This is a genomic window from Halorubrum salipaludis (assembly GCF_002286985.1).
In the GTDB taxonomy this organism is placed as follows: Archaea; Halobacteriota; Halobacteria; order Halobacteriales; family Haloferacaceae; genus Halorubrum; species Halorubrum salipaludis.
Window position 1 is genome coordinate 74,061 of sequence record NZ_NSKC01000009.1, and the last position, 26,745, is coordinate 100,805.

General features: G+C 70.1%; 23 protein-coding genes. 10 read left to right on the forward strand and 13 right to left on the reverse strand.

The window, feature by feature from the left end:
* Positions 1-28: 28 nt before the first annotated feature.
* Positions 29-598 (forward strand): nitrous oxide reductase accessory protein NosL, encoded by a 570-nt coding sequence (locus tag CK500_RS13465; protein ID WP_095637742.1) that lies wholly within the window; start codon positions 29-31, stop codon positions 596-598.
* A gap of 98 nt (positions 599-696) precedes the next feature.
* Here CK500_RS13465 and carB read toward each other — a convergent pair whose 3' ends face one another.
* Positions 697-3,918, reverse strand: a complete 3,222-nt coding sequence (gene carB / locus CK500_RS13470; protein WP_095637743.1) for a carbamoyl-phosphate synthase large subunit — start codon at positions 3,916-3,918, stop codon at positions 697-699.
* A gap of 158 nt (positions 3,919-4,076) precedes the next feature.
* On the opposite strand from carB, the gene CK500_RS13475 reads away from it, so the two are divergent.
* The gene (locus tag CK500_RS13475) at positions 4,077-5,114 is read left to right on the forward strand and encodes a S66 family peptidase (protein WP_095637744.1); all 1,038 of its coding nucleotides are present in this window, start codon (positions 4,077-4,079) and stop codon (positions 5,112-5,114) included.
* Positions 5,115-5,143: 29 nt separating this feature from the next.
* Here CK500_RS13475 and CK500_RS13480 read toward each other — a convergent pair whose 3' ends face one another.
* From CK500_RS13480 to CK500_RS13515, 8 genes are all read right to left on the reverse strand, one after another.
* Complete coding sequence (locus CK500_RS13480; RefSeq protein ID WP_095637745.1) at positions 5,144-5,359, reverse strand: hypothetical protein; 216 nt, start codon at positions 5,357-5,359, stop codon at positions 5,144-5,146.
* 142 nt (positions 5,360-5,501) lie between these two features.
* Positions 5,502-6,035 (reverse strand): DUF5815 family protein, encoded by a 534-nt coding sequence (locus tag CK500_RS13485; protein ID WP_095637746.1) that lies wholly within the window; start codon positions 6,033-6,035, stop codon positions 5,502-5,504.
* 78 nt (positions 6,036-6,113) lie between these two features.
* Positions 6,114-8,336: a CDC48 family AAA ATPase gene (locus CK500_RS13490; RefSeq protein WP_095637747.1), complete on the reverse strand. Its 2,223-nt coding sequence runs from the start codon at positions 8,334-8,336 to the stop codon at positions 6,114-6,116.
* Between the two features lie 209 nt (positions 8,337-8,545).
* Positions 8,546-9,706, reverse strand: coding sequence for an ATP-NAD kinase family protein (locus tag CK500_RS13495; protein WP_095637748.1), 1,161 nt, complete (start codon positions 9,704-9,706; stop codon positions 8,546-8,548).
* 224 nt (positions 9,707-9,930) lie between these two features.
* A complete protein-coding gene (locus CK500_RS13500; protein WP_095637749.1) occupies positions 9,931-10,626 on the reverse strand; it encodes a competence/damage-inducible protein A in 696 nt (231 codons plus the stop codon).
* Positions 10,627-10,695: 69 nt separating this feature from the next.
* Complete coding sequence (locus CK500_RS13505; RefSeq protein ID WP_095637750.1) at positions 10,696-11,463, reverse strand: DUF5803 family protein; 768 nt, start codon at positions 11,461-11,463, stop codon at positions 10,696-10,698.
* Positions 11,464-11,467: 4 nt separating this feature from the next.
* The gene (locus CK500_RS13510) at positions 11,468-12,163 is read right to left on the reverse strand and encodes a DUF2110 family protein (RefSeq protein WP_095637751.1); all 696 of its coding nucleotides are present in this window, start codon (positions 12,161-12,163) and stop codon (positions 11,468-11,470) included.
* Positions 12,163-12,687: a transcription factor gene (locus CK500_RS13515; RefSeq protein ID WP_095637752.1), complete on the reverse strand. Its 525-nt coding sequence runs from the start codon at positions 12,685-12,687 to the stop codon at positions 12,163-12,165. Before CK500_RS13515 ends, CK500_RS13510 begins: the two co-directional genes overlap by 1 nt.
* A gap of 171 nt (positions 12,688-12,858) precedes the next feature.
* Here CK500_RS13515 and CK500_RS13520 point away from each other — a divergent pair, with 171 nt between their 5' ends.
* Complete coding sequence (locus CK500_RS13520; RefSeq protein WP_233139188.1) at positions 12,859-13,956, forward strand: hypothetical protein; 1,098 nt, start codon at positions 12,859-12,861, stop codon at positions 13,954-13,956.
* A gap of 24 nt (positions 13,957-13,980) precedes the next feature.
* Here CK500_RS13520 and CK500_RS13525 read toward each other — a convergent pair whose 3' ends face one another.
* Positions 13,981-15,462: a PAS domain-containing protein gene (locus CK500_RS13525; protein ID WP_095637753.1), complete on the reverse strand. Its 1,482-nt coding sequence runs from the start codon at positions 15,460-15,462 to the stop codon at positions 13,981-13,983.
* Positions 15,463-15,536: 74 nt separating this feature from the next.
* Here CK500_RS13525 and CK500_RS13530 point away from each other — a divergent pair, with 74 nt between their 5' ends.
* The gene (locus CK500_RS13530) at positions 15,537-17,033 is read left to right on the forward strand and encodes an ATPase domain-containing protein (protein ID WP_095637754.1); all 1,497 of its coding nucleotides are present in this window, start codon (positions 15,537-15,539) and stop codon (positions 17,031-17,033) included.
* 6 nt (positions 17,034-17,039) lie between these two features.
* On the opposite strand, the gene CK500_RS13535 is transcribed toward CK500_RS13530, so the two are convergent.
* The gene (locus CK500_RS13535) at positions 17,040-17,654 is read right to left on the reverse strand and encodes a tRNA (cytidine(56)-2'-O)-methyltransferase (RefSeq protein WP_095637755.1); all 615 of its coding nucleotides are present in this window, start codon (positions 17,652-17,654) and stop codon (positions 17,040-17,042) included.
* Positions 17,655-17,891: 237 nt separating this feature from the next.
* On the opposite strand from CK500_RS13535, the gene CK500_RS13540 reads away from it, so the two are divergent.
* Positions 17,892-18,938 (forward strand): phosphoribosylaminoimidazolesuccinocarboxamide synthase, encoded by a 1,047-nt coding sequence (locus tag CK500_RS13540; protein ID WP_095637756.1) that lies wholly within the window; start codon positions 17,892-17,894, stop codon positions 18,936-18,938.
* A gap of 492 nt (positions 18,939-19,430) precedes the next feature.
* Here the strand turns inward: CK500_RS13540 and CK500_RS13550 are convergent, their stop codons facing one another.
* Positions 19,431-22,151, reverse strand: a complete 2,721-nt coding sequence (locus tag CK500_RS13550; protein WP_095637896.1) for an AAA domain-containing protein — start codon at positions 22,149-22,151, stop codon at positions 19,431-19,433.
* 180 nt (positions 22,152-22,331) lie between these two features.
* Here CK500_RS13550 and CK500_RS13555 point away from each other — a divergent pair, with 180 nt between their 5' ends.
* The gene (locus CK500_RS13555; RefSeq protein WP_095637758.1) at positions 22,332-22,883 is read left to right on the forward strand and encodes a hypothetical protein; all 552 of its coding nucleotides are present in this window, start codon (positions 22,332-22,334) and stop codon (positions 22,881-22,883) included.
* A gap of 628 nt (positions 22,884-23,511) precedes the next feature.
* Here CK500_RS13555 and CK500_RS13560 read toward each other — a convergent pair.
* Positions 23,512-23,781, reverse strand: a complete 270-nt coding sequence (locus tag CK500_RS13560) for a hypothetical protein (protein ID WP_095637759.1) — start codon at positions 23,779-23,781, stop codon at positions 23,512-23,514.
* 298 nt (positions 23,782-24,079) lie between these two features.
* Between CK500_RS13560 and CK500_RS13565 the strand changes: the two genes are divergently transcribed.
* From CK500_RS13565 to CK500_RS13580, 4 genes are all read left to right on the forward strand, one after another.
* A complete protein-coding gene (locus tag CK500_RS13565) occupies positions 24,080-24,382 on the forward strand; it encodes a DUF7344 domain-containing protein (RefSeq protein ID WP_095637760.1) in 303 nt (100 codons plus the stop codon).
* 86 nt (positions 24,383-24,468) lie between these two features.
* On the forward strand, positions 24,469-25,389 hold the full coding sequence (locus CK500_RS13570) for a DNA adenine methylase (RefSeq protein ID WP_095637761.1): 921 nt from the start codon (positions 24,469-24,471) through the stop codon (positions 25,387-25,389).
* Positions 25,390-25,474: 85 nt separating this feature from the next.
* Entirely contained in the window at positions 25,475-25,924 is a 450-nt protein-coding gene (locus CK500_RS13575; RefSeq protein ID WP_095637762.1) for a universal stress protein, read from the forward strand.
* Positions 25,924-26,739 (forward strand): DUF63 family protein, encoded by an 816-nt coding sequence (locus tag CK500_RS13580; protein ID WP_095637763.1) that lies wholly within the window; start codon positions 25,924-25,926, stop codon positions 26,737-26,739. The genes CK500_RS13575 and CK500_RS13580 overlap by 1 nt, the downstream gene beginning before the upstream one ends.
* Positions 26,740-26,745 lie beyond the last annotated feature (6 nt).

A 26,745-nucleotide genomic window follows, 5' to 3' on the forward strand; every position in this document is an offset into this window, starting at 1 on the left:
TAAGACGGTCGTTTCGAAATGATAAGGCATGACCGAACACCAGCGGCTGTCGGCGTCACGTCGGCGCCTGCTCGCCGGGGTCGGCGCGGGACTCTCGCTCGCCGCTGCCGGCTGTCTGGGCGACGAGAGCGCGTCGATCACTCCCGTCTCGCTCGACGGCGAGCGGGCCTGCGACCAGTGCGGCATGATCATCGAGGACCATCCCGGGCCGGTCGGACAGATCCACTTCGAGGACGACGAGCCCGAGGGCGGGCGTCCGGGGCAGTTCTGCAGCAGCACCTGCACCTACACCTACCGGTTCGACGCGGAGGACGCGGAACGGACCCCGCTGGCGACGTTCCTCACCGACTACTCGCTCGTCGACCAGGAGGTGTTCGAGGAGGGCTCCGACACGATGTTCTCCTCGCACGTCGAGCGCGAGGCGTTCTCGCGGACGACCGACCTCACCGTCGTCGCGCGCAGCGAGGTCGTCGGCGCGATGGGGCCGGAGCTGATCCCGTTCAGTGAGGAAGACGACGTCGACGCGTTCGTCGACGAATACGGCGGCGAACCGATGGCTGCGGGGGACGTGGATCGGGGAACGCTGGAAGCCCTATAAGTACCCAAGCGCCGGCCGCGTATCGCTTATAAACGGATCGCCGCGAGCTCGAAGGCGTTTATAAACGGTGTCCGAGAGCGAGAGCGTGGGTCCGCGGTCTACTCCGCGGCGCCCCACTGCTCGACGCGCTTCGGCCGGTCGGAGACCGCCATCACGTCGATGTCGTCGCCGGCGTGGTCGATCGCCTCCAGGGCGGCCTTCGCGGAGGCGTGCGTCGAGAAGTAGGTGATCTCCTCCTCGACGGCGACCTCCAGCAGCTCGCGCTGGCGCGAGACGATGAGGTCGATCTCGCCGCGCCGCGCGGCCTCGATCAGGTCGGTCGCCTCGCTCAGCTCGAAGTGCTCGGCGTACCCCGCGACGAGGGCCTCGCCGGCCTCGGTGTCCGGGTCCGGGAACTCGTCGGCCGAGAGGTCGACGACGGCGGTGCCGGACTCCGGGATCGGCTTGCCGGTCGCGTCCTGCGCCTTGTCGTACGCCTTGCCGAACGAGCGGGCCGTCCCCATCACTTCGCCGGTCGACTTCATCTCCGGGCCGAGCCGCGGGTCGGAGCCCGGCAGGCGGTCGAACGGGAGGACGACCTCCTTCACGCTGCGGTGCTCCGGGATCTGCTCGTCGACGTCGAGGTCGTCGAGCGTCAGGTCGTCGGTCATCACCTTCGCCGCGAGCTTCGCGATGGGGACGCCGGTCGCCTTCGAGACGAACGGGACCGTCCGGGAGGAGCGCGGATTCGCCTCCAGCACGTACACCTCCGACTCCTCGTCGTCGCCCACGCCCGTCACCGCGAGCTGGACGTTGAGCAGGCCGACCGTGTCGAGCGCGCGGGCGATGTCCTCGGTGACCTCGCGGACCCGACCGAGCGTCTCCTCGTCGAGCGAGCGCGGTGGGATCATGCACGCGGAGTCGCCCGAGTGGACGCCCGCGCTCTCGACGTGCTCCATCACGCCGCCGAGGAGCACGTCCTCGCCGTCGGCGACGGCGTCCACGTCCAGTTCGACCGCGTCGTCGAGGAACTGGTCGACTAAGATCGGCTTGTCCGGCGACACGCGGACCGCCTCCTCGATGTACTCCTCGAGCTCCGCGTCGTTCTCGACGACGCGCATCGCGCGGCCCCCGAGGACGTAGGAGGGACGCACGAGGACGGGATAGCCGATCTCGTGGGCGAGCTCGAGCGCCTCCGCCTCGCTCGTCGCGGTGCCGCCCTCGGGCTGGGCGACGCCCATCTCGTCCATTAAGACGTTGAACCGGTCGCGGTCCTCCGCGAGATCCATCGCCTCGACGCTCGTCCCCATGATCTCGCAGTCGAGCCCGCGCCGCTGGAGCTCGGCTTCGAGCGGTTCGCCGATGTTCACTGAGGTCTGTCCCCCGAACTGGACCATCACGCCGTCGGCGCCGGTCGCCTCGGCCACGTCCGCGACCTCCTCGGCGGTTATCGGGTCGAAGAAGAGCCCGTCAGAGGTGTCGTAGTCCGTCGAGACCGTCTCCGGGTTGTTGTTGACGACGTGCGCCTCGATGCCCAGCTCGCGGAGCGCCTGGATGGCGTGGACCGAACAGTAGTCGAACTCGACCCCCTGGCCGATCCGGATCGGCCCGCCGCCGACGACGACCACGCTGTCGACGCTCTTGTCGACGACCAGCTCGCCGGCCGCGGCGTCGCCCTTCAGCGGTCCGCGCTCGAACTCCGACTGGCGGGCGGAGTAGTAGTACGGGGTCTGTGCCGCGAACTCGCCGGCGCAGGTGTCGACCTGTTTGTACGTCCGACCGGGCACGTCCGTCTCGACCGCGTCGACGTCCGTCCCGCCCCCGGCGAGCGCCGCGATCTCGGCGTTCGTGTGACCCGCGGTGGCCGCCTGCGCGAACTCGCCGTTCTGGGCGGCCTGCGCGGACTCGCTGACGCGTTCGAACCGCTCGAGGTACCACGGCTTGATGCCGGTCAGGTCCTCGATGTCCGCGACCGTGTAGCCGCGGTCGAACGCCTCGAAGATCGCGTACGGGCGATCGGGCGTGGGGCGCTCGAGGTACTCGGTCTCGAGCGTCTCGTCGTCCACGTCGACCCAGTCGACCGCCGGGTCGTACTCGGAGGAGCGAAGCGACTTCAACAGGCTCTCCTCGAAGTTCCGACCGATCGCCATCGCCTCGCCGGTCGACTTCATCGCCGTGCCGAGCTCGAAGTCCACGTCGTCGAACTTGTCGATGGGCCACCGCGGCACCTTCGTCACCACGTAGTCGATGGCGGGCTCGAAGGCGGCGGTGGTCTCGCCGGTGATCTCGTTGTCGATCTCGTGGAGCCGCTTGCCCAGGGCGACCTTCGCGGTCACGCGGGCGATCGGGTAACCGGTCGCCTTCGAGGCGAGCGCGGAGGAGCGCGAGACGCGCGGGTTCACCTCCACCACGCGGTACTCGCCGCCGGGCGTCCCGTCGTCGTGCCACGCGAACTGGATGTTACAGCCGCCTTCGATGCCCAGGTCCCGAATCACTTCGAGCGCCGCGTCGCGCATCTCCTGGTGCCCGTCGTCGGGGATCACCTGCGAGGGGGTGACAACCGTCGACTCGCCGGTGTGGATCCCCATCGGGTCGATGTTCTCCATGTTACAGATGATGATACAGGAGTCGTCGGCGTCCCGCATCACCTCGTACTCCAGCTCAACCCAGCCGGAGATCGACTCCGTGATCAGCACCTCGCTGTTCCGCGAGAGGCGGAGCCCCTTGCGGACCCGCTCGACGAGCTCCTCGAAGTCGTCGACGACGCCGGAGCCGGAGCCGCCGAGGGTGTACGTCGTCCGGGCGATGACCGGGAGGCCGCCGACCGCGTCGACCGCCTCCTGTACGCGCTCGCGGAAGTACTCCTCGTCGAAGTCGGTGACCGACTCGTCCTCGTCGAGCGAGATGGTCGTCGACTTCGGCACGGGCTGACCCAGGTCCTCCATCCGCTGGCGGAACAGGTCGCGGTCCTCCGTGGCGTAGATCGTGTCGAGGGGCGTTCCCATCACCTCGACGTCGTACTCCTCTAAGATACCCTCCTCGGCGAGCTCGGCGGTGACGTTGAGCCCCGTCTGACCCCCGAGCCCGGCGATGACGCCGTCGGGCTCCTCGATCCGGATGACCTCCGAGATCGCCTCGGGCGTGATCGGCTCGATGTACACACGGTCCGCGGTCTCCGGGTCGGTCATGATCGTCGCCGGGTTCGAGTTCACTAAGACGACGCGGGCGCCCTCCTCCTGGAGGGCGCGACACGCCTGCGCGCCGGAGTAGTCGAACTCGGCCGCCTGTCCGATCTGGATCGGTCCGCTGCCGATGAGTAGTATCGTCCGGTCCTCGCTCATTACGCGGACGGAATACGCTCATCGTAATAAGGTCGGCGATAGAATACGAATCTCGCAGCGAGTTTGCGATTTTCGCAAGGTATGTCGTCTCATGGCAGATGAGATAAGATATCACACGATCGGCCGGTTTATCGGAATGCCGGATACAGTCCACGTGCATGGATTTCGTGACGCCCCCGCCGCTCCGCGACGACCAAGCGCTCGCGATCGTGGCTCCCTCCCGACCTTCGGACGCGACGACGCTCCGGATCGGCCGTGAGCGACTCGCCTCGCTCGGCGTCGAAACGCGAGTGTTCCCGACGGCGGATCCCGACCGCGACGAGCCGGCGTCGCCCGCGGCGCGCGCGGCTGACATCGAGGACGCGTTTACCGATTCCGAGATCGGTGCCGTGATGGCGTACACCGGCGGCGACGATCAGCTCCGAGTCTTACGACACCTCGACGGCGGCGCGCTCGCGTCGAACCCGACCCGCTTTTTCGGCTACAGCGACAACGACAACCTCCGGCTGTTCCTCTGGAACCGCGGGGTCGTCAGCTACGGGCTCGGCCTCCACCCCGACCTTGTCTGCGACGCCGAGCTTCACTCGTACACCGAGCGATACCTCCGACGCGCGCTGTTCGAGGAATCGCTCGGCCGGGTCGCGCCCGCCGACGAGTGGACCGACGACTGGTTCGACTTCGAGACGCGCGAGCCTCGCGACTGGCGCGACAACCCCGGCCCGACGACGTGGGTCGGGCCCGACGCCGACCCCGACGAGCCGGTCCGCGGCCGAACGTGGGGCGGCTCCTTCGGGATCGTGAAGTGGCACCTCCAGGCGGATCGGTTCCTCCCGGACCCCGAGCGGCTCGACGGGGCCGTCCTCGCGCTGGAGACCTCGGAGGACGTGCCGCCGCCGCGCGAGGTCGGCTACACGCTCCGCGCGATGGGCGAACGCGGACTGTTGGAGCGGTTCGACGGCGTCGTTTTCGGGCGCCCGCGGACCAACGCGCCGCCGCTGGAGTGGGACCCGGATCCCGACGAGTATCCCGCCGAGCTGAAGGACATCGTCACTCGCGAGCTCGAACGGTACGCACCCGACAGCGTCGCCGGCTTCGGCTACGATTTCGGTCACACCGAACCGTCGTTTCCGCTCCCGCTCGGTGGGGTCGCGACGCTCGACCCGGCCGACGGCGCACTCCGATTCGGGTCGGAGTGAGCGCGCTCCCCCTCCGGGGGCCGCTGCGATCAGGTCTCCAGCCGGTACCGGTAGGGCCGGTCGTCGATGACCTCGACCTCGCCGCGATCCGCCCATCGGCCCAACACCGTGGCGACGCGGTGCGGGCTGTCGATCTCCTCGCACTCGCCCGCGAGCGCGAGGATCTCGCGCGCCGTCAGCGGCTCGTCGGCCTCGGCGAGCACACCGCGGATCCGGTCGTACCGGTCGTATTTCCCGGCGCTCATACGTCTTACGTACGGTCGCCGAATATATAGGGTTCAGTGAGACACGAGTCAGACAACCGTCTGACAGACGCTCCGAAGCGGTCGTTTTCGGCGGTTTGAGCCGCCGATCGAGTTGTGGTTTATAAGCGTTCGAACGCCGCGATTAGGCGTACGGGTCCTCCGCCTCCAGGTCGCGCTCGGCGCGGTACTGGTCGACGAACTCGGCCACGTCGAACTCGACCATCTCTTCTTCGAACGCCGAGAGCGCCTCGTCGTCGTCGGCGTGGCTCACGGCGTGTTCCATCAGCTCGACGACGAGCTCGACGACGACCTCGTGGAGCCGGCGGGAGTCGAAGTCGGTCACCCACGCCATCGCGTACCCCACGTCGGCGTTCTCGCTGGCGTCGTACGCGACGACGGCCTCCGGGAACTCCTCTAACACGACGCCGAGCAGGTGCGGGGTGTCGAACTCCGGCATCTCCTCGCTGGTGGTCTCGATCGCCTCGCGCAGCACCTCGACGAGGAAGTCCGGCAGGAACCGCTCCGGGGGATGCACGTCCATCACGACCGCGTGGGTCTCGCCGCAGTCGCACTCGAACTCGCGCATCCCCAGGTCCAGCTCGCCGGACGCGATCGTCTGCCCGCACGGCAGCTCCAGCGTGTTCTCGTCGCCGCCGGGGACGCGCGGCTGGGACATACCCGCCGTTGGTCGCTGTCGGGGTTAAAAGGCGCGGAACGGGACGGGAGAGCGGACGGTCGGCTAGGGCTCGCTCGCCTACTGGAACCCGATCCGGCCGCCGGTGTCGCGGAGCGACTCGCCGCCGCCGCCCTTGAACTGCTGTTCGACGTCCTCGTAGTACGCGAGGATGTCGTCGGTGATCGTGGGGCGCACCGACTCCATCGCGCGCCGGAAGTGCTTCATCTCCACCTCCTCGGCGTCGTCGTCGTCGCGCAGCGCCTCGATGGCGGCCTCGCGGGCGATCCCCTCCAAGTCGGAGCCGACGTAGCCGTCCGTGATCTCCGCGACCTCCTTGAGGCTCACGTCCGGGGCCAGCGGCGTGTCCTGCGTGTGGATGTCGAGGATCTGCTCGCGGCCCTCCTGGTCCGGCTGACCGATCATCACGAGCCGGTCGAACCGCCCGGAGCGCAGCAGCGCGGGGTCGATCATGTCCGGCCGGTTGGTGGCGCCGATCACCATCACGTCGCCCATGTCCTCGAGCCCGTCGAGCTCGGTGAGCAGCTGGTTGACGACGCGTTCGGAGACGTTGTTCCCCATCTCCTGGCCGCGCGAGGGCGCGAGGCTGTCGAGCTCGTCGAAGAAGATGATCGTCGGGCTCACCTGCCGGGCCTTCCGGAAGGTCTGCCGGATCGCCTTCTCCGACTCGCCGACCCACTTCGAGAGCAGCTGCGGCCCCCTGACCGAGATGAAGTTCGCGTTCGTCTCGTTGGCGACCGCCTTCGCCATCAGCGTCTTCCCGGTGCCGGGCGGGCCGTACAGCAGCACCCCCTTCGGCGCGTCGACGCCCATTCTGTCGAACTTCTCCGGCGAGGTGAGTGGCCACTCCACGGACTCTTGGACCTGCTGTTTGGCCCCCTCCAGCCCGCCGACGCTGTCCCACGAGATCTTCGGGAGCTCGACGAGCACCTCGCGCATCGCCGACGGCTCCACCTCGTTCAGCGCGCCCGAGAAGTCGTCGCGCTTGACGATCATCCGATCGATCAGGCTCGGCGGGACCTCCTCCTCGTCTAAGTCGATCTCGGGGAGGTACCGGCGGAGCGCCTTCATCGCGGCCTCCTTGGTGAGGCTCTCGATGTCGGCGCCGACGAACCCGTGCGTCTCGTCGGCGAGGTGGTCTAAGCTCACGTCGTCAGAGAGCGGCATCCCGCGGGTGTGGATCTGGAGGATCTCCTTGCGGCCCACCTCGTCGGGGACGCCGATCTCGATCTCGCGGTCGAACCGCCCCGGCCGGCGGAGCGCGGGGTCGACGCTGTCGACGCGGTTCGTCGCGCCGATGACGATCACCTGCCCGCGCGTCTCCAGCCCGTCCATCATCGTCAGCAGCTGGGCGACGACGCGGCGCTCGACCTCGCCGGTCACGTCCTCGCGCTTCGGCGCGATCGAGTCCAGCTCGTCGATGAAGATGATCGAGGGCGACTCCTCTTTCGCGTCCTCGAAGATCTCGCGGAGCTGCTGTTCGGACTCGCCGTAGTACTTCGAGATGATCTCGGGGCCGGCGATCGAGAAGAACGACGCCGAGGTCTCGTTGGCGACCGCCTTCGCGAGCAGGGTCTTCCCCGTGCCCGGCGGGCCGTGCAGGAGGACCCCCTGCGGCGGCTCGATCCCGAGCTTCGAGAAGATCTGCGGGTGTTTCATCGGCAGCTCGACCATCTCCCGGACGCGCTGGATCTCCGACTGGAGGCCGCCGATGTCCTCGTAGGTGATCCCGCCGCCGGTCTTCTCGAACCCGGAGATCGGCTCCTCGCGCAGCTCGACCTCGGTGTCCTCCGTGATCAGGCAGACGCCGTCGGGCTCGGTCTCGACCGCGATCAGCGGGATCGCCTGTCCGGGCGACCGCATGAACGGGTGGTTCGTCGACGACATCACGGGGACGATGTCGCGCTCGACGACCGGCCGCTTGAGGATCTGGCGTTTCACCATGCCGGCGGCGTCGGAGCCGAACTGGACCGACGCCTCCTCGGGCGGGGCCAGCACGAGCTTGTCGGCCTTCTCGGCCTCCGCCTTCCGGATCGTCACGCGCTCGCCGATGCCCACGTCGGCGTTCTGGCGGGTGAACCCGTCCACCCGCACGGTGTCCGTGTTCCAGTCCTGGCGGTCCGCGCGCCAGACCTTCGCGGCGGTGGTCTCCGCGCCCTCGATCTCGATGATGTCGCCGGGCGAGAGCTTGAGGTGCAACAGCGTGTCGGGGTCGAGTCGGGCGATGCCGCGGCCCGAGTCGTTCGGGTACGCCTTCGCCACTTCGAGTTGGACTTCGTTCATGATTCCTCGCGGGGGTTGTGCGTAACTGCACCCGGTTCGGGAATAAGCCTGTTGCCCCTGTCGGCGGCGCCGGTTCCCCCGGGAGATCCGGGCGGCGCGGCGATCTGTGTCATCATGTGGCACGGTACGGCGCCCGTATTTAAAACGCCGTCGCATGGGCGGGTTTTCGCCGTCTCCGCGGAGCGGATCTGACCGCGGACCGGCGCCCCTCAGACGATCTTCATCATCCGCGTCTCGAACTTGCCGACGCGGACGCGGACCCATCCCGCGAGCGCCGCGTCGAGGTCGGGGTCGTCGGTGTCGACCCGGAGGGCGCGCACGTCGTCGAGCTTCGCGCGCGAGGCGACGATCCGCAGGTCGCAGCGCCGGATCACCGCCGGGGACAGCTGCGGGTTCCCGCGGCCGAAGACGAACCCCTGTCCGCCGATCGGCGAGACGACGATGACGTTCTCCTCGCCCAGCGCGTCGAGGATCTCTCGCTCGGTGCCGTCCCGGACGACCACCTCCCCGTCGCGCCACACGTCGACCCCGATCGGCGACGGCTCGAAGCCCAGGGCCTCCTTGATGGCGCCGACGGTCGACCCCGGGCCGAGCACGTACGTGACGCCCTCCCCCTCGCGCTCGCAGATGTCGTCCGCGACCCCCTCGGCGAGCGACTCGACGGTCCCGCTCGCGGTCTGTTTCGACGACTGGAGGTCGTCCGCGACCGGGACGCGCGCGACCGCGCGGAGCTCCGGGTTGACCTCGCCCTCTCGGTAGGCGTCCTCGTCGATGTCCATCACCTCGCGGCGCTCGGTGCGGGAGAAGGAGGCGGCGACCTCCGCGGCGTCCTCGGGCGAGACCGCGAACACCGAGGAGTACACCTTCACGCCGGCGGGGACGCCGAGCATCGGGACCTCGGAGCCGGTCCGTTCGAGCGCCGTCGCCACGTCGGTCGCCGTGCCGTCGCCGCCGACGAACAGGACGAGGTCCACGGGCCCCGCGGCGTCGTCTCCCGCGGCGAACGCCTCGACGACCCGCGCGGTGTGCTCCGCGGTCGTCTCCGTGGGGGCGGGTGGGTCGGAACCGTCGCCCCGATCGTCGGCGGGCGGGTCGGCCTCCTCGTCCCGATCGTCGCCGAACGGGTCGACCACGCGGACCGGTTCGAAGCCCGCCTCGCGGACCAGCCGCTCGCCCATGGGGTCGGCGGCGGTCGAGACGCGCGTCTCCGGCGCGACCGCGGCGAGCCGTTCCAGCGCCCGCCGCGCTCGGTCCGGCGCCCGCGGCTCCGCGCCCCGCGCGACCGCCTCGGCCACCTTCCCGTCGGTGCCCTTGAGCCCGACGCGGCCGCCCATCCCGGCGACCGGGTTCACCGCGAATCCGACGTGCATGTCCGCTCTTTCGGCGGCCGGCCCTTAAGCGGGCCGCGTCTCGCCGCGGGAAGATCAATACTTAAGACGCCCCCAGAACAACCGCGAACCATGATCCTCGAAGCCGCCCCGACCGAGCCGCTCCCGATCGACGCGACCGCGACCGCCGTGCTCGTCGCGAGCCTCGTGGTCACCGCGGTGTGGCTCGCGTATCTTTACCGCTGATACCGCTACCGCTGATACCGCTACTCCTCCGACTCGACCAGCACCGACCGCTCCCGCACCCAGTCGGCGGCGCGCTCCGCCTCGTCGGCGGTCGCCGCCGTGATCTTCACCCGCACGCTCTCGCCGGGGTACGACCCGACGCTCACGTCAAACGCCTCCTGGAGCTCCGTGAACCGCTCTAACAGCGCGCTCTCCGGCTCGTCGACGTCGACGACGACGGTGTGGGTCGGGGTCCCCTCGAACTCCTCGGCGACCGACTCGAACATCGCCTCCATCTCCGCCGGGACGCCCGGCAGGACGTACGCCGACTCGACGACGGCGCCGGGCGCGACCCCCTCCTCGTTGGGGAGCGGCCGACAGCCGACCGGGAGGTGCGTCGTCTCGGCGACCAGGTCGTCCGCGCTGTACCCCCGCTCCGCGAGCCACGCCGCGGCCTCGTCGTTGGCGGCGAGGTCGCGCCCGAACGCGGCCGCGACCGCCTCCATCGTCACGTCGTCGTGGGTCGGCCCGAGCCCGCCGGTGACGATCACGGCGTCGTACTCGGCGTGGTACTCGTTGACGACGCGCGCGATCTCGGCGACCTCGTCCGGGACGACGGTCACCCGCCGGACCGTCACGCCGCGGTCGGCGAGCCGGCCGCAGAGCCACGTCGCGTTCGTGTTCTCGGTGTCACCGACGAGGAGCTCGTCCCCGACGGTGACGATTGCGGCGTCCATACCCGCACAAGGCGTCGCGCACTGAAAAAGGGCCCCAGTCCGGGAGGAGGGGGTCGCGGCGACCGCCGACTACTCCTCGTCGTCCTCGTACACGCCGAGCCCCAGCTGCCGGCGCCGCTCCCGGAGCTCCTCCAGCTGCCGCCGGAAGTACATCGTCCCGACGACCGCGGCGACCGCGGCGATCGCGAGGATCACCCCGAAGACGAGCAGGTCGGTCTCGCGGTACGACTGGACCACGACCGACCCGCTGGTGACCGAGTCCCACGTGATCCGGTCGCGGCCGTCGACCGTCTCGATCTCGTGGTCGCGCGGCGACACGTGCCCGACGATCGGCACGTCGGTGCTGAACCCGGGCGGGAGCGTCACCGCGTACGACCCCTCGACGTAGGTGAGCGTGGTGAACCGGCGGGGCGATCCGGACGCCGAGAGGGCCATCCGTCCGCCCTCCATGTCGTCGCCGAACCGGACCCACGTCTCGTCGGGGGTGCGCTCGATCTCTCCGCCGCGGGCGCGGAACTCGCTCCCGTCGATCACCTCGCCGTCGGGGTACTGGTACCGGAACGCGTCGAACTCGAAGGGCTGGTCGCCCGCGTAGGGGGTCTGCCGGTAGAAGCGTATCTCGTCGACGCCGGAGACGTTGTACACCACGGTGTACCGCGTCCCCGTCGAGAGGTTGACCTCGGCGTCGCGGTCGGTCGCGAAGTCGTACGCGTGGGGCGGCTCGGCGTCGAGCGTCTCGTTCGCGACCTCGCCTCCGTCGTTGACGTAGGTGAGACAGCCGGCGCTGACGGCGAGCAGCGCGACGACGGCGATCGCGAGGGCGAAACGTCGGTTCACGGGTTCAGACGACGCAGCGCATCTCGGCCGGGAGGTACGAGCCGATCGCGGCCAGCAGCCCCGGCGGGTCGGTGTCCTCGGTGCAGACGACGGACTGCTCCAACAGGCCCAGCCGCTCGACGGTGACGATGTCCTGCGCGTGGCCGGCGCGATTCACGGTCGCCCGGACCTCGCCGCGGGTCGCCGAGTTGACGTTGAGCCGGCCGTCGCCGCGCTGCCAGTCGTAGAGGCGGTCGCGCTCGGCGTCCGCCAGCCGGCTCGGCTCCGAATCGGGGTCGCCCACGTCGCCGCCGTAGACGAACCGCACGGGGAGGTGCTGGACCAGCCCGAACCGCTCGACGACCTGCTCCGGCGACCCCCTGCCGAGGCCGATCTCGTCGGCCGGAATCCGCACGTCGACGCCGGCGTCGAGGACGAAGCCGTCGTCGTCCCACGATTCGAGGGTCCCGACGTACTCCTTGCCGGCCGTCAGCCCCTCGTCGTGGGCGACGATCTCGCCCCACGTCTCCGCGAGGACGTTGCGGGCGACCGCGGCGTCCTCGCCGCTCACGTCCACCTGCACGAAGTCGTCGTCGCGGACGCCGACGTGCCAGTCGACGTCGAGCTCGCCGATGTCGTTGGCGACGAGCGAGTTCATGCCGTCGAGCGCGCGGTCGCGGGCGTCGCCCTCGACGTAGCACTTGGTTGCGAGGACGACCATTAGCCCGTCACGTCCGCGTTGAGCTCGTCACGGAGCTCCTCGACGCGCTGGCCCATCGCCTCGCGGAGCCGGTCGTTGTCCATCGACTCCAGCGGGGACCCGCACTCCGGGCACTCGAAGCCGAAGTCCATCGCCTCGCCGAACTCGAAGCGGATCGAACACACCTCACAGAGGTAGAACTCGTGGGTGCGCTCGTACTCCTCGCGCTCCTCTAACGCGTCGAGCAGGCGATACATCTCCTCTTCGAGGTTCTCCGGGATGTTGTCGTAGTGGAACGTCCAGAGGTACGTGAGCCACCCCGAGTCCTCGTCGCGCACCCGGCGGTAGGTGGCGAGGTCGTTCTCGTACAGGATGAACAGCGCGCGTCGGACGTCGTTGAGCTCCAGTCCGAGCTCCTCCGCCAGCTCCTCGTCGGTGACCTCACCGTCGGGCGGCGCGGCCGCGACCGGCATCCCCGTCGGCCCCACCAGCTCGTGGAGGTACTTCTGGATGACGGGGTCGTTCAGTAGATCCTCAAAAGCCATTACGTGAAACTGGTGGTGGAACCGGGTTAAAAGCTCCGGAAGGAGCGGTCACCGCCGTCCGCGGTCGACGCCGCCTGCGGTCGCAGACGGACGCGCCGACTCCCGACCGCGACCGCCGACCCCGATGGCCTCCGGCAAAGCTTTACCCGACGTGTGACACCACACGGTCGTATGGCACCGACCGGCAACACCGGAGCGGAAATCGACGAGTCGGCGGGGGAGGCCGCGTCGGAGGGGGAAGTCGGGCCGGACCGGTCAGTTGCGGTTGATAGGTCGGCCGCGTCCGAGCGGCCTGTCCCGTCCAGCTCTCCCGGGATCGGCGTGCGCGTCCGCCGGGCCGTCGGCGCGCTCGCGCTGCTCTCCGTCCCCGTCCTGCTCGCCGCCCTCCCGCTGGTCCCCGCCGCCGCGCTCCTCGGACCCGCCGGCCTCGACCTCGCCGGTCCGGGGGCGATCGGGGGACTCCTCGCCGCCGTCGCCGTCGGCCTCGGCGGCTCCGCCCTCCTCGGTCCGATCGTCGTCGACCGCCGGATCGCGCGGCTCCCCGAGGCCGACCTCGACGACCGCCCCGCCGACTTCGTCGCGGACCGGGTCGCGACCCTCGCGGACGAGGTGGGCGTCGACGCCCCGGCGGTGACGGTCGTGCGCGCCGACGCCGCCAACGTCGCGGTCGCGGACGGGTACCGCGGCGCCCGGCTCGTCGTCTCGACCCGCCTGCTCTCGCTGCCGAAGGCCGACCGCGACGCCGCCCTCCGGCACGCGCTCGTCCGGCTCCGGACCCGGGAGGCGCTCGTCGCGACCGCGCTGCTCCCGGCGCTCGCGGCGGTCGAGACGGTCGCGCTCCTCGCGACCCTGCTCGTCGGGCGCCGCGGCGAGCGCACGGCGGCGGACCGCCGCGTCAACCGGATCCACGGGTACGAGCCGGAGCGCGACCGGATCCCGTCGTGGGCGTACGCGGTCGCGGGCGTCGCGCTCTGGGTCCTGCTCCTGCCGGCGTGGCTCCCGACCGCCGTCGGCGACCGGCTCTACGTCGCCGGCGGGCGCCGCGACGCGGACGGGGCGGTCGCGCGGCTCGGGACGGCCGAGCGCGACGGGCTCGGCAACGCGGTCGCGTTCGCCAGCGACGCCGCGGGCGCCGCCGACTGGCCGCCCCTCCTCGACCGGCTCTCGCTCGTCTCGATGGCGGACGCCGAGACGGGCCGCGTCCGGGGGACGAGCCGACAGGAGGCGCGGACGCGGCTCGCGCGGCTCCGGTCGAAGCGGGCGCTCTGATCGCGGCGCTCCCGACCGTCGCGGTTAGGGCTGTGCCGGGACGGATATCCGGAGGACGGTTCCGCCCGTCTCGGACGAATCCACCGAGAACTCCCCGCCCGCCTTGCTCACGACCCAGTACATCAGCCAGATCCCGAGCCGGTCCGCGTGCTTCAGCGACGTCTCTCCCCGTTCGAGCACGTGGGTCTCGTGTTCCGGGATCCCCGGCCCGTCGTCTTCGATCTCGATCTCGATCCAGCCTTCCGCTCCGCGCTCGGCCCGTATCCAGACCGTCGGCTCCGGAGCGTCGTTGTGCTTGACCGCGTTCTCCACGCCCTCCTCGATCGCCGTCTGGAGGCCGACGACGCTCACTTCGAGCGGGTCGTCGTCCGGGAGCGACAGGTGGAACGCCGCGTCCGGGTACTGGTCGGTCATCTGGCTCAGCAGCTCGGACAGCCGGTCGCGGAGGCTGACCCCGGCGTCGTCCGACTCCGGGCTCGAAAGCGTGTGGTCGATCTTCCGCACCGCCTCCGCGATCCGCATCAGGTCGTCGGTCGTCTCGCCGATCACGTCGAGCGCCTTCCGCCGCTGCTCCTCGGCGGGGTCGCTCCGAAGCAGCTCGGTGTACCCCTCGATGAGGTTCATCTTGTTCCGGAGGTTGTGGTTGAGCACCCGCCCCATCACCTCCAGCCGCCGCTCGCGGATCTTCCGGTCCGTGATGTCCGTCTGGAAGCCGACGAACCGGATCACGTCGCCGTTCTCGTCCCGGATCGGCGCGACGGTGAGCCGGTTCCAGAACTTCTGGCCGCTCGCGCGGTAGTTCAGGACGTCGACGGAGACCGGTCGCTCGTCGTCGATCGCCTCGCGAATCGCCGCGGTCGTCTCCGGGTCCGTGTCCTCCCCCTGGAGGAAGCGACAGTCCTTCCCCAGGATCTCCGGTCCGTACCCGGTGAGCCGCTCGAACTCTTCGTTGACGTAGGTCAGCGGGTTGTTCCCCGTCCCCGGCTCCGCGAGCGAGATCCCGACCGGGGCCTCGTCCATCGCGCGCTCCTTCTGTCGGAGCTCCTCGACCGTGGCCGCCAGCCGCCGCTCGCGGTCGGCGAGCCTGAGGGAGGTGCGCCGCCGATCGACGAGGTTCCCGATCCGGGCTCGGAGCGCCCGCTTGCGCACCGGGAGCTCGACGACGTCGTCGACGCGGTCCCACGCGCCCTCCGTCGCCTTTCGGGCGTCACCGCCCGCGAGGAGCACGAACGGGAGGAAGGCGGGGGCCGCGCGCTCCCGGCGCGGCCCGATCGCGCTCCCGACGCGCTCGAACGCCTCGGCGTCGAGGACGCAGCAGTCGAACGCCGAGTCGAACGCCGCCGCGTCGGTCGTCGAATCGACCCGAAAGCGGTCGCCGAGCGCCTCGGCCACCAAATCGCGGTCGCGCCCCGGCCGCATGAACAGCAGGACGCGGGGGTCCTCGTCCGTGTCCGGCGGTTCGCCGGACGGGGCGTCGGAAGAGATGCCCGCGGGGCCTAGGGCCATGTCTCCTAGAAGGAGACCGCGCGGTTACTAAGAGCTACCCATTCATTAACTACCCCGGAGTCGGAAGGGACCGTATGTCAACGCCACTCACCGATCGCGCCTCGACCGGTGTCGCGGGCCTCGACGAGATCCTCTCGGGGGGGCTCGTCCCGGAGCGGAGCTACATGGTCCGCGGTCAGGCCGGCAGCGGGAAGACGATCCTGAGCTTCCACTTCCTCCAGCGGGGCGTCGACGAGGGGGAGACGGCGCTTTTCATCAACCTCGAGGAGGACGCCCGCGACCTGAAGGCGAACGCGGCGGCGCTCGGCTTCGACACCGACGCCATCGAGTTCCTCGATCTGAGCCCGAGCGCGGACGTGTTCGTCGAGGACGACTCCTACGAGGTGTTCGAGCCTTCCGAGGTCGAGCGGGAGCCGCTGACCGAGAAGATCATCGAGGGCGTGACCGCCGTCGACCCCGACCGGGTCGTCGTCGACCCGCTGACGCAGCTCCGGTTCCTGCTGTCGGACGACTACCAGTTCCGGAAGCAGGTGGTCGGGTTCATGCGCTTCCTGAAGGACCGGGAGGCGACGGTGCTTTTCACCGTTCAGAACACCGAGTCGCTGCCGACGGACGACCTCGAGTTCATCACGGACGGGACGATCCGGCTTGCCACCGCGGAGTACGGCAAGACGATCGACGTGCCGAAGTTCCGCGGGTCGGCGACCCAGGGCGGCGAGCACGCCTATCGGATCACCGCCGAGGGAATGGAGGTGTACCCGGCGTTACAGCCCGGCGCTCACGCGAGGGACGCCACGTTCGAACAGGCCTCCTCCGGCGTCCCGGAGATCGACGACCTGCTGAACGGCGGGATCGAACGGGGAACGGTCAGCATCGTGAGCGGGCCCACCGGCGTGGGGAAGACGACGCTCAGCACCCAGTTCATGAAGGCGGCGGCCGATCGCGGCGAGCGCTCCGTCATCTACCTGTTCGAGGAGAGCGAGGAGACGTTCCGCACGCGGGCGCGGTCGGTGAACATCTCGGTCGACGAGATGATCGAAGCGGGGACGCTCCGCGTCGAGGAGGTCGAGGCGTTAGAGCGGTCGCCACAGGAGTTCGCGCGGATGGTCCGGACGGAGGTCGAAGAGCGCGGCGCCGACATCGTCATGGTCGACGGGATCGCGGGCTACCGGCTGACCCTCCACGGGGAGCGCGATCAGGTGCTCCAGCAGCTCCACGCGCTCGGCCGCTACCTCAAGAACATGGGCGTGACGACGATATTCGTCGACGAGACGCGCGACATCACGGGCGAGTTCCGGGCGACGATGGAGAACGTGAGCTACCTCGCCGACAACATCGTCTTCCTGCGACACCTGGAGGTGGACGGCGAGCTCCGGAAGGCGATCGGCGTGCTGAAAAAGCGCATGAGCGACTACGAGCGGACGATCCGCGAGTTCCGGATCACCGCCGACGGGATCGCCGTCGGCGAGCCGCTGTCGGGGATGCGAGGCGTCCTCAGCGGGACGCCGGAGATGGTCGATCCGGACCGCAACCGACCGTCGGGCGGGTGGCTCGACGACGGGGAGTCGTAGCGGGGATCAGTCGGGTCGGGACGCCTCGTCGCCGTCGGCACCGTGTCCCCCGTCCCCGTCGACACCGCCTCCCTCCTCGCCGTCGTCCGCGTCGATGACCGTCTTCCCGGTCGCCTCGGGGACGACGCGGCGGTCGGCGTCCTCCCACTCGCGGTCCAGCTCCGCCCCCTCGAACAGCCGGTCGAGGAACACGGCGAGCCCGGCGACCTCGGAGTGCGGCTGGTTCGTCACGCCCACGTTGAAGTCGGCGCGCTCGTACAGCGCCCACGGCACCTTCTCGCCGCCGACGACGATCAGGAGGTCGTCGCCGCCGCGGACCGACTCGCGGACGTCTCCCTCCACGTCTTGAACGCGCTCGCCGTACATGGTGAGGTGGACGACGGTCCCCTCCCAGTTCCGGACGATCGCCTTCTGGTCGTCGCGGAGCTCGACCGCGAACGGGCCGCCGAACCGGTCGGTGATGTCCCGCACCGTCTCCGCGGACTGGCCGGCGTTGTCGGGGAATATCACCCGGTCGGCGCCGAGCGCTCGGGCCGTGAGCCCGACGTGCGTCGTCATGCGGTCGTCGCGTCCCGGCCGGTGACCGTACCGGAGGACGACGACCTCGCGCGCATCGTGCATACCGGCGATGCGCCCGCGAGCGGCGTGGTCCTTTCGATGCAGAGTCGTCGATCGCGTCCGGCTCCGGCCGCAGCCGACTCCGACCGGGCCCGGTCCTGGCCGCAACCGACTCCAACAATGACCGACCCCGACCGCGCCGACGAGTGTACTCACGACCGTGGATCGTTCTTATCAAAACCGGATCGAGGTGACCACGTAAGTGAAAGATTCATGGGGAAGGCGGTCGCCGGGTGAGGTATGACGAGCGTCAAGGAGTTCCGCGTCGACGCGCCCGCGACCGCCGACTCGCTCGGCCGCGGCCGGTTCGTCTTCACCGACGCCTACTCGGTGTTCGACTGGGGACAGATGCCGGACGCGATCCCGCGCAAGGGCGCGAGCCTCTGTGCGATGGGCGCGTTCAACTTCGAACTGCTGGAAGACGAGGGGATCCCGACCCACTACCGCGGCGTCGCGGATCCCGACACGAGTGAGATCGTCCCCCTCGCCGACGCGACCGCCCCGCCGACCGAGATGGCCATCGACCTGACGCAGGTCCCCGACCTCCCGTACGAGGGCCCCGAGGCGGGCTACGACTACGACGCCTTCCACGCCGCGGGCGGCGAGAACTACCTCGTGCCCCTCGAAGTCGTCTTCCGCAACCGCGTGCCGATCGGGTCCAGCCTCCGGCGCCGCACCGACCCCGCCGACTTCGGGCTTGACGACATCGCGGGCGCCGACGGCGACTGGCCCGACGAGCCGGTCGACCTCCCCGAGCCGGTCGTGGAGTTCTCGACGAAGTACGAGCAGCAGGACCGCTACCTGACCCGTGCGGAGGCCGACCGGATCGCGGGCGTCGCCGCGATCGACGCCCTCGAATCGCTCGCGCGCGACGTGAACCGCGTCGTCACCGAGCGCGCCGAGACGGCGGGGTTCGTCCACGAGGACGGGAAGATCGAGTGCCTGTACGTCGACGGCGAACTGCGGGTCGCCGACGTGGTCGGCACCTTCGACGAGAACCGGTTCTCCTACGGCGGGCGGGGGATCTCGAAGGAGGTCGTCCGGCAGTGGTACAAGGCGAACGACCCGGGGTGGGTCGAGGCCGTGAAAGAGGCGAAGGCGGCCGTCGCCGAGCGCGATATCGACGACTGGCGCGAGCTCTGCGAGCGCGACCCCGACCCCCTCCCCGACGAGGTCGTCGACGCGGTCTCGGAGCTGTACGCGGCCGGGACGAACGCCTACACCGACCGCGAGTGGTTCGACGTGCCCGACATCGAGGCGGCGCTGGACGCGGTCGACGACTTATAAGAGAACGCGACCGCTGACGGCGGGGAGAACCGCTTATAAGTGGTTGACTCTGGATCGACCGTGAACGCTTCCAAAGACCCAGCCGCTCGCTTATAAATACTCGACCACGAACCGGCGGTGAACACCTCCAAAGCCCCAGCCGCTCGCTTATAAGTGGTTGACTCTAGATCGACGGCGAGGACCTCCAAAGCCCCAGCCGCGAGGCGGGCAGACGCTCGCTGCGCTCCTCACTCGGTCGCTCACTCCGTTCGCTCCCTCGTTGTGGTGCTTACGTCGCCTCTGCCCGCCTCGCGGCTGCCCCTTTGAGTCCCACCCACCCGCAACCGCACAGCACCTCACGCCTCCCCAGCCTCGCGGCTCCCTTCGGTCGCCGCGTCCCTCGCGCGTGCTCCTCGCGGCCGAGGGCCGCTCGGAGGCACGCGCCGCCGCACTAGTTTATAAACGATCTGCGCTATCGCTCACCAGTGTGAACGAATCGGGCGGATACCCGCGTCACCGCCGCGCCCAGTCGAGCAGCCGCGCGTAGAAGGGGTCCGAGCCGAGCGCGTCGGCGTCGCCGACCAGCGTCAGCTGCTTTTTCGCCCGGGTGAGCGCGACGTTCATCCGGCGGTGGTCCTCGAAGATCGGACCGTCGAGGTCGCCGGTCGCCACGAGCGAGACGACGATCACCTCCTTCGAGGAGCCCTGGAAGCGGTCGACCGTGTCGACGGTGACGGGGGTCCTGCGGCCGATCTCGGCGACCTGCGCGCGGAACGGCGCGATCACGCCGATGTCGTCCGGGTCGACGCCGGCCGCGACGTAGGCGTCGACGACCTCCGCGACGCGCGCGGCCTCCCGGACGTTGCGGTTGCCGTCGCGGCTCCCGTCCGGGTCGACGAAGCTCACCCCGCCCGCGAGCCCCGCGGGGAGCTCGGCGGGGTCGACGCCGAGGTCGCGGAGCGTCTGTCCCGCCACCTCAGGGGTCGCCGGGCGGAGCGCGCCGTCGTAGAACTCCGCGGAGGCGAACGCCTGGATGCGCTGGCTCATCCGGTACTGGCGGTCGAGCATGACGCTCGCGTCGGGGTACGCCTCGATGAGCCGCTGGAACAGCGAGGTCTGTAAGTCGTTTTCGGCGCGGACGACCGGCGGGAGCTGCTCGTGGTCGCCCACGAGCACGAACCGGTCCGCGCGGTTGATCGCGGCGTGGGTGCCCGGCTCAGTGAGCTGCGAGGCCTCGTCGACCAGCGCCACGTCGAACTCGCACTCGCGGAGGACGCGGGAGCCGCAGGCCGCGGTGGTGGCGGCGACGACCGGCGCGTCCCGCAACTCGGCGGCCTTCGCGTTCGGGTCGCCGCGCTGGACGAGCCGCACGTCCTGCATGTCGCCGCGGACGCCGGTCTCGCTGCCGACGCGGAGCACGTCGTCGAAGCCCTGATCCCGGAGGGCCTCGAGGGCGTTGTCGACCGCCCGGTTCGTGAACGCCGAGAGCAACACCCGGTTCCCCTCGGCGACCAGCGCGCGGATCGTCCGGGCGATGGTGTACGTCTTCCCGGTGCCCGGCGGGCCGTGGATCAGCGCGCAGTCCTCGGCGTCGACGGCGAGCTCCACGGCCTCGTTCTGCGCCTCGTTGTTGCCGATGTAGGCGTCCGGGGCGTCCGGGTCGTCGCTCCCCGGCGCTCCCGCGGGGCGTTCGCTCTCCGCCCGGAACTCGGGCTCCCGACGCCCGAACAGCACGTCCTTGCGCCGTTCGCTCCCCTTCAGGATCGCGTCGTGGAGCGCGGTGAGCGAGCGGTCGACGGAGATCTCCGAGGGGTACACGTCGAGTCGCCGGAGCTCGACCGGCTCGTCGGTCTCGACGACGACCTCGTCGCCGTCGAGCGCGGTGATGCGACCGAGCTCGCCGTGACCGGTGACGGGTTCGCCGTCGCTCGCGAGCGCCACGTCGCCCTCGCGGAGCTTGGAGACGGCGTCGTCCGGCTTGCGCGCCCGGAGCTCCCACCGGGCGTCGCCGATCTCGGTCTGCGAGACGGGTTCGAGGTCGATGAGCGCGCGGTCGTCCGCGGCGCGCTCCTCGGGGGTCTGCTCCCACAGCTTCCGGTACTCGGCGTGGGTCTCGCGGCGCTCCTCCTCTAAGGCGACGTAGAACCGGTCGAAGTAGTCGCGCTCCTCGTCGGGGACCGGCGTGCCGACCGACCCCGCCTTCGACTCCTGGTCGAGGCGGCCGGAGACGACCATGCAGGTGTCCTGCTCGAAGCAGTACTCGCACTTGGCGTCGGCCTCGTACCCCGTCGGGACGGTCGGGCGCTCCCCGGAGCCGTCGAGCGCGCGCCACTCCATCGCGGCGAGGGCGTTGCGCTCGCGGACGACGAACTCCAGTAACCCCCGGCCCACGGAGAACTCCTTGGCCGGCGCGAGGTCGCCGGACTCCTCGTTGCGGTCCAGGGCGGTGTTCTTCGTGTACAGCAGGGTTCCGATGTCGGGGTCGACGCCGCGCTCCTCTAACATGAGCGCGTAGCAGGCCGCCTGGATCTTGTCGTGGAAGCGCGGCTCCCGCTTCGTGTTCTTCCCGGTCTTCAGCTCGACGGGGGTCCCGCGCCGGAGGGCGTCGGCCCGGCCCTTCAGGCCGAACGTCGGCGAGATGAGGGTGAACTCCGACCGCCACGTGTCCTCGTCGGTCAGGGTCCCCTGCGAGAGCCACCCCTCGATCGCGGCCGCGTTCCGGCGCACCTCGTCGGCGACCTCCTCGGGCTCGTACCCGAGCAGGCCGAGTTCGAGGCCCGCCTCTTCGACGCGGTCAGCGACCGACGCCTCCAGCTCCATCCCGCGGAGCAGGTCGCCGAACACCTCGTGGACGACGGTCCCCTTGACGACGGGGTAGTTGAGCGGGATCCCGGAGAGCTTGTTCAGGTAGTACATCCGCGGGCACTGCACCCACGACCGGATCCCGGTCACGTCGACGAGGAAGTCGGGCTCGAGCACGACCCACGAGTCGCCGGTGGTGGCGTACCCCGTCTCGCCGCCGAACTCGTCCTCCTCGGCGTCGGTGACCAGCAGCTCCATCCCCGGCTCGGCGTGCTCGGCGGTCTCGGTCCACTTCCCCCACAGCGTCACGTCGACCGCGTCGCCCGCGCCGCGGTCGGGCCGGATCCGGATCTCGCGGAGCTCGCGGTCCCCGTACGACGTCGACACCGTCCGCGCCTCCCCGACGGAGAGGATCGGCCCCCGAACGTTCACGGCCGTCATCGGCGGCGGTCTCGAAAAACGCTGTCGGTGGGAGCGGTCGCGGGCCGCGTCGGGGCTCCGCGCGCCCGGCCGCTTCGCGCTCGGCCCCCGTGAGGTCGGTCCCCCGCGGTCCCCGCGCGGTCCGCCGCCACCGACACGCTCATGCGGTCGCCTCCGCTACCTACGACCGACATGCGCGTGCGAGACTGGGACGACATCCTCGCCGACGTCGCGAGCGACTCGACCGACCCCGACGGGTGGCGCGCGGTCGCCGGGTCCAGGCGCGAGGGCCTCGGCGAGGACCTCTACTTCGGCCACCCGAGCGTCGGCGTCTACCACCTCAAGACGTACGCGAAGAACCCCCGCGACCTCCGCGGCGTAGGCGCGAAGATCGCCCGCAGCGTCGACGACGAGCTCGACCCCCTGCTCCCGGACGAGGAATCGGCCGGCCGGTTCGCGGTGCAGTCGGCGCCGGAGGACGAGGACGAGGCGGAGGACATGGCGACCCGGCTCCGAGAGACCTTGAAGGTCCACGCGGAGGCGCCGACCGACCCCGACCACCTCTTCGAAGACGTGATGGAGGCGGTCGACTCGCCCGCGTTCGGCCCGATGGACTACGAGTTCGACGGGCGCCCGGACGAGCTCGACGATCTCTCGGACACCTTCGAGGAGGCCGAGGAGCTCCTCTCCGCCGAGCTCGAGGACCTGATCGACGACGACGACGTGGACCGCGGCTTCCACTGATCCCGTCTGCCGGCTCCGTCGGTCGTTTTGCAGACGCGGGACAGGAATCAGCGGACCGCGAAACGCGTCTCCGTGATCGATAGCGGGAGTGAGTGTTGCAGATCGGTAGCGGCGAGACGGTATTTAAACAGCCAAGAGCGACGACGATCGCTTATAAATGACGACGCGGTGGCGCGCGCCTCCGAACGGCCGCCACCGGTGGCCGTGAGGAGCGCGTGCGAGGGAGTCGCTGGCGCCTTATAAGGCGCCAGCGACGAGGCTGGGGAGGCGTGAGGCTGCGGTCGGGTGGGACTCAAAGGGGCAGTCGCGAGGGCGAAGCACGGCGACGGAAGCACCGCAGGAACGAGCAACGCGAGTGACGAGGAGCGCAGCGAGCGTAAGCTCCCCTCGCGGCTGGGGCTTTGGAGGTCTTCACCGCAGACACATCGATCACTTATAAACACTCGTCAGCACCACCACAATCCGACTTATAAACAACCGAACAGCCAGTTTGCGAGACTTACTCCCGATCTCAATCAGGGATCGCGGTGGCGAGCCGTTTCGGGCGCGTTCTCGTCCGGAAAAATCGGATCGCACGAGGGCGGAAAAACGGGGTGTCGTCCGGTCGGACTGCCGTCGAGTCGCGTCGTTAGCTCCGCGTGAAGCGGTACTCGACCGTGCCCAGGCCGGGGAGACTGACGCGACCGACCGCCTCGCGGTCGACGTGCCGAGCGAGCGAGCGCGCGAGGACCGCGAGCGCGACGACGCCCGTCAGAAGGGCGAGCGAGACGAGGGGGAAGGCGGCCACGAAGACCGCGAGACCGATGAGCGCGAGGAACGCGAACGAGGCGCGAACGCTGCCGTCGGGCGAAACGTTGGGCCCCGGCGACCGACCGCCGGCCGAGAGTCCGTGTTTCATTGGTTGCATATCGATCCGTACGATACCGGGGCGTAAAAACCTTTCATATTGCAAATATGTTTTGAGAAGAGTTCACACGGGACATTCCAATAGACGGTCTAAAACGGTTGTTAATGCGGTGTAACTGTTACCATGTTATTCGTTCGTACACCCATCACATATCTAGCAACTACCGCCGAATTCGGCGTGACGCCCCGAACGGTGCGACTGCCGCCGACGCGGGGGCCGATCCTCCCGGTCGACGCCCGCACCCGTACTTTTATTCCGACACGAACCGTTGTGCAGATACGAACAGCCCATGTCAACGATAGACGAGACCCCGTCCGCACGAACGGAGACGGTCGCGACGGCGGAGCGCCGCCGCGTCGTCGCCGGACTCGCCGACGGAACGGTCGAGACGGTCGCTGACCTACAGGTCCGCGGCCGTGCCGACGAGATCGCCGCCGAGCTCCGCGAGAGCCACCTCCCGGCCCTCGAGGAGGCCGGGTACATCGAGTGGGACCGGGAGGAGGGGACGATCGAGCCCGGGCCGAACTTCGAGGAGGCGGCCGAACACGTCGCCGACCTCCCGGACCCGGACGAGGGAGTCGCCGACGACTGAGTCCGGCAGCGCCCGGACCGGCCTCCGAGCCTCGTGGAGCGCGCCCGAGACGTTTATACGCCGCGGCGGGCGAGCCCAGACATCGCATGGCCGAGCCGATACTGAAGTGGGCCGGCGGGAAGCGGCAGCTCCTCGACGAGCTGTACGCCCGGTTTCCGTCGGCGTACGGCCGCTACCACGAGCCGTTCCTCGGCGGCGGCGCCGTGTTCTTCGACCTCGAACCGCCGGACGCGACGGTGAACGACGCGAACCCGCGGCTGGTGAACTTCTACGAGCGGGTCCGCGACGACCCCGAGGCGCTGATCGAGCGGCTGGAGTCGTTCGACGACCCCGGCGCCGACCCGGACCCGGACCTCCCGTACGCCGAGGAGACGGCCCGCGGTCGCGCCGTGGAGAGCTACTACTACCAGCAGCGCGCGCGGTTCAACAGGCGCCCGTACGAGGGGGAGTTCGACCCGCTGGAGGAGGCCGCGCTCCTCCTGTACCTCAACCGCACCTGCTACAACGGGCTCTACCGCGAGAATGCCGACGGCGGGTTCAACGTCCCCGTCGGCCGGTACGCGAACCCGGACTGGGTCCAGTGCGACCGGATCCGGCGGGCGAGCGACGCGCTCGCGGACGCGACGGTCCGGAACGGCGACTTCGGGTACGTCCTCGACGCCGCGGAGCCGGGGGATCTGGTCTACTTTGATCCCCCCTACGAGCCGATGAGCGCGACCGCGAGCTTCAACGAGTACAGCGCCGAGGGGTTCGACCGCGAGGACCAGCGCCGGCTGCTCGACGTCGCCGCCGAGCTCGACGAGGCGGGCGCGTGGGTCGTCCTCTCGAACAGCGGCGTGATGTACGAGCCGTACGCGGACGCGGGGTTCCGCGTCGAACTCGAGGGCGCGACCCGTGCGATCAACAGCGACGCGGGGAACCGCGACGAGGTCGACGAGATCGTCGCGACCAACGTCCCGCCGGCGGAGCGCCGCGAGGCCGGACAACGCGACCTCGCGGAGTTCTGAGGCGGGGAATTTCCGCACCGGCGACGCGGCTCGGGACCGACCGCAGAGGGCGGGCTTTTTGCCCTCCCCCGCCGACGACTCCGGTATGACCGATCTCGACATCGACCTCGTCCTCGTGTCTGTGGACGGCAGCGAGGAGTCCCACGAGGCGGTCGACTACGCGATCGCGCTCGCCGCCGAGTACGGCGCGAGCGTCCACGCCCTGTACGTGCTCGACGAGGACGTGGTCCGCGCGATCGACCACGGCGTGGTCGACGAGAGCGACGTGGCCGACGACACCGAGGCGTTCACCGACTCCGTGGCCCGGCGCGCGGAGGCCGCGGGCGTCCCCCACAGCAACTCCATCGCCTACGGGTTCTCCACGAAAGTGAAGACGGTTCATCCGGGCAGCGTCGTCCTCGACACCGCGGAGGAGCTCGACTCGGACTTCGTCGTCGTCCCGCGCGAGCCCGTCTCCGGCGACCCCGGCGAGGTGCTCGGGAAGGCCGCCGAGTACGTCCTCCTGTACGCCAGCCAGCCCGTGCTGTCCGTCTGATGGCCGGCGGCCTCCCCTTCCTCCCGGCGGGAACGACGATCCCCCCGGCCCCGTACCTCGTCGGCGTCCTCCTCGCGGCCGGGGCCGTCGCGGTCGCGCTCCGCCGGCGGCGCCCGCGGGTCACCGGCCGGCGCGTCCTCGCGCTCGCCCCGTGGATGGCGCTCGGCTCGGCGGTGCACGTCCTCTACGTCGTCGACGCGCTCCCGCCCCTGCTCTCCCCGCTCGCCGGCTCGCCGACCGTCTACCTCACGGTGGGGACGCTGGCGGGCGCGGCGTGGCTCGCCGCCGACGCCGTCCGCCCGGACCGGGTGTCGGAGAGCCTCGCGCTCGCCGGCGCGCTCTGCCTCGCCCCGGTGGTCGCGGTCGCGGTATCGACCGGACTCTCGTCAGAGGGCGCCCGCTGGTCGACGATCGCGCTCGCGCTCACGGTCCCGATTACGGGCGCCGTCTGGGTCGCCCTGACGCGGCTCCGGCCCGAGGCCGCGGTCACCGGCGGCGTCGGCGCCCTCGCCGTCTTCGGCCACGCGCTCGACGGCGTCTCGACCGCGGTGGGGACGGCCCAGCTCGGCTTCGGCGAGCGCACGCCCGTCTCCCGGATCCTGCTGGAGCTCGGCGGCCTCCCGTCGCTCCCGGTCCTCGGCGAAGGGTGGCTGTTCCTGCTCGTGAAGCTCGCGGTCGCGAGCGCCGTCGTCTGGCTGTTCGCCGAGTACGTCCGCGAGACGCCCGCGGAGGGCTACCTCCTGCTCGGGTTCGTGGCCGCCGTCGGGCTCGGTCCCGCGGCCCACAACCTGCTGCTGTTCGCGATCGCCGGGTGACAGCCG

Excerpts from the sequence above, each read along its gene's own strand:
- CK500_RS13565 (WP_095637760.1), top strand. The coding sequence starts at position 24,080 with ATGTCAACGATAGACGAGACCCCGTCCGCACGAACGGAGACGGTCGCG.
- CK500_RS13535 (WP_095637755.1), bottom strand. The coding sequence starts at position 17,654 with ATGCACGATGCGCGCGAGGTCGTCGTCCTCCGGTACGGTCACCGGCCG.
- CK500_RS13525 (WP_095637753.1), bottom strand. The coding sequence starts at position 15,462 with ATGGCCCTAGGCCCCGCGGGCATCTCTTCCGACGCCCCGTCCGGCGAA.
- CK500_RS13515 (WP_095637752.1), bottom strand. The coding sequence starts at position 12,687 with ATGGCTTTTGAGGATCTACTGAACGACCCCGTCATCCAGAAGTACCTC.
- CK500_RS13480 (WP_095637745.1), bottom strand. The coding sequence starts at position 5,359 with ATGAGCGCCGGGAAATACGACCGGTACGACCGGATCCGCGGTGTGCTC.
- CK500_RS13475 (WP_095637744.1), top strand. The coding sequence starts at position 4,077 with ATGGATTTCGTGACGCCCCCGCCGCTCCGCGACGACCAAGCGCTCGCG.
- CK500_RS13570 (WP_095637761.1), top strand. The coding sequence starts at position 24,469 with ATGGCCGAGCCGATACTGAAGTGGGCCGGCGGGAAGCGGCAGCTCCTC.
- CK500_RS13500 (WP_095637749.1), bottom strand. The coding sequence starts at position 10,626 with ATGGACGCCGCAATCGTCACCGTCGGGGACGAGCTCCTCGTCGGTGAC.
- CK500_RS13555 (WP_095637758.1), top strand. The coding sequence starts at position 22,332 with ATGCGCGTGCGAGACTGGGACGACATCCTCGCCGACGTCGCGAGCGAC.
- CK500_RS13560 (WP_095637759.1), bottom strand. The coding sequence starts at position 23,781 with ATGAAACACGGACTCTCGGCCGGCGGTCGGTCGCCGGGGCCCAACGTT.
- CK500_RS13530 (WP_095637754.1), top strand. The coding sequence starts at position 15,537 with ATGTCAACGCCACTCACCGATCGCGCCTCGACCGGTGTCGCGGGCCTC.
- carB (WP_095637743.1), bottom strand. The coding sequence starts at position 3,918 with ATGAGCGAGGACCGGACGATACTACTCATCGGCAGCGGACCGATCCAG.
- CK500_RS13490 (WP_095637747.1), bottom strand. The coding sequence starts at position 8,336 with ATGAACGAAGTCCAACTCGAAGTGGCGAAGGCGTACCCGAACGACTCG.
- CK500_RS13540 (WP_095637756.1), top strand. The coding sequence starts at position 17,892 with ATGACGAGCGTCAAGGAGTTCCGCGTCGACGCGCCCGCGACCGCCGAC.
- CK500_RS13580 (WP_095637763.1), top strand. The coding sequence starts at position 25,924 with ATGGCCGGCGGCCTCCCCTTCCTCCCGGCGGGAACGACGATCCCCCCG.
- CK500_RS13520 (WP_233139188.1), top strand. The coding sequence starts at position 12,859 with ATGGCACCGACCGGCAACACCGGAGCGGAAATCGACGAGTCGGCGGGG.
- CK500_RS13465 (WP_095637742.1), top strand. The coding sequence starts at position 29 with ATGACCGAACACCAGCGGCTGTCGGCGTCACGTCGGCGCCTGCTCGCC.
- CK500_RS13510 (WP_095637751.1), bottom strand. The coding sequence starts at position 12,163 with ATGGTCGTCCTCGCAACCAAGTGCTACGTCGAGGGCGACGCCCGCGAC.
- CK500_RS13575 (WP_095637762.1), top strand. The coding sequence starts at position 25,475 with ATGACCGATCTCGACATCGACCTCGTCCTCGTGTCTGTGGACGGCAGC.
- CK500_RS13485 (WP_095637746.1), bottom strand. The coding sequence starts at position 6,035 with ATGTCCCAGCCGCGCGTCCCCGGCGGCGACGAGAACACGCTGGAGCTG.
- CK500_RS13495 (WP_095637748.1), bottom strand. The coding sequence starts at position 9,706 with ATGCACGTCGGATTCGCGGTGAACCCGGTCGCCGGGATGGGCGGCCGC.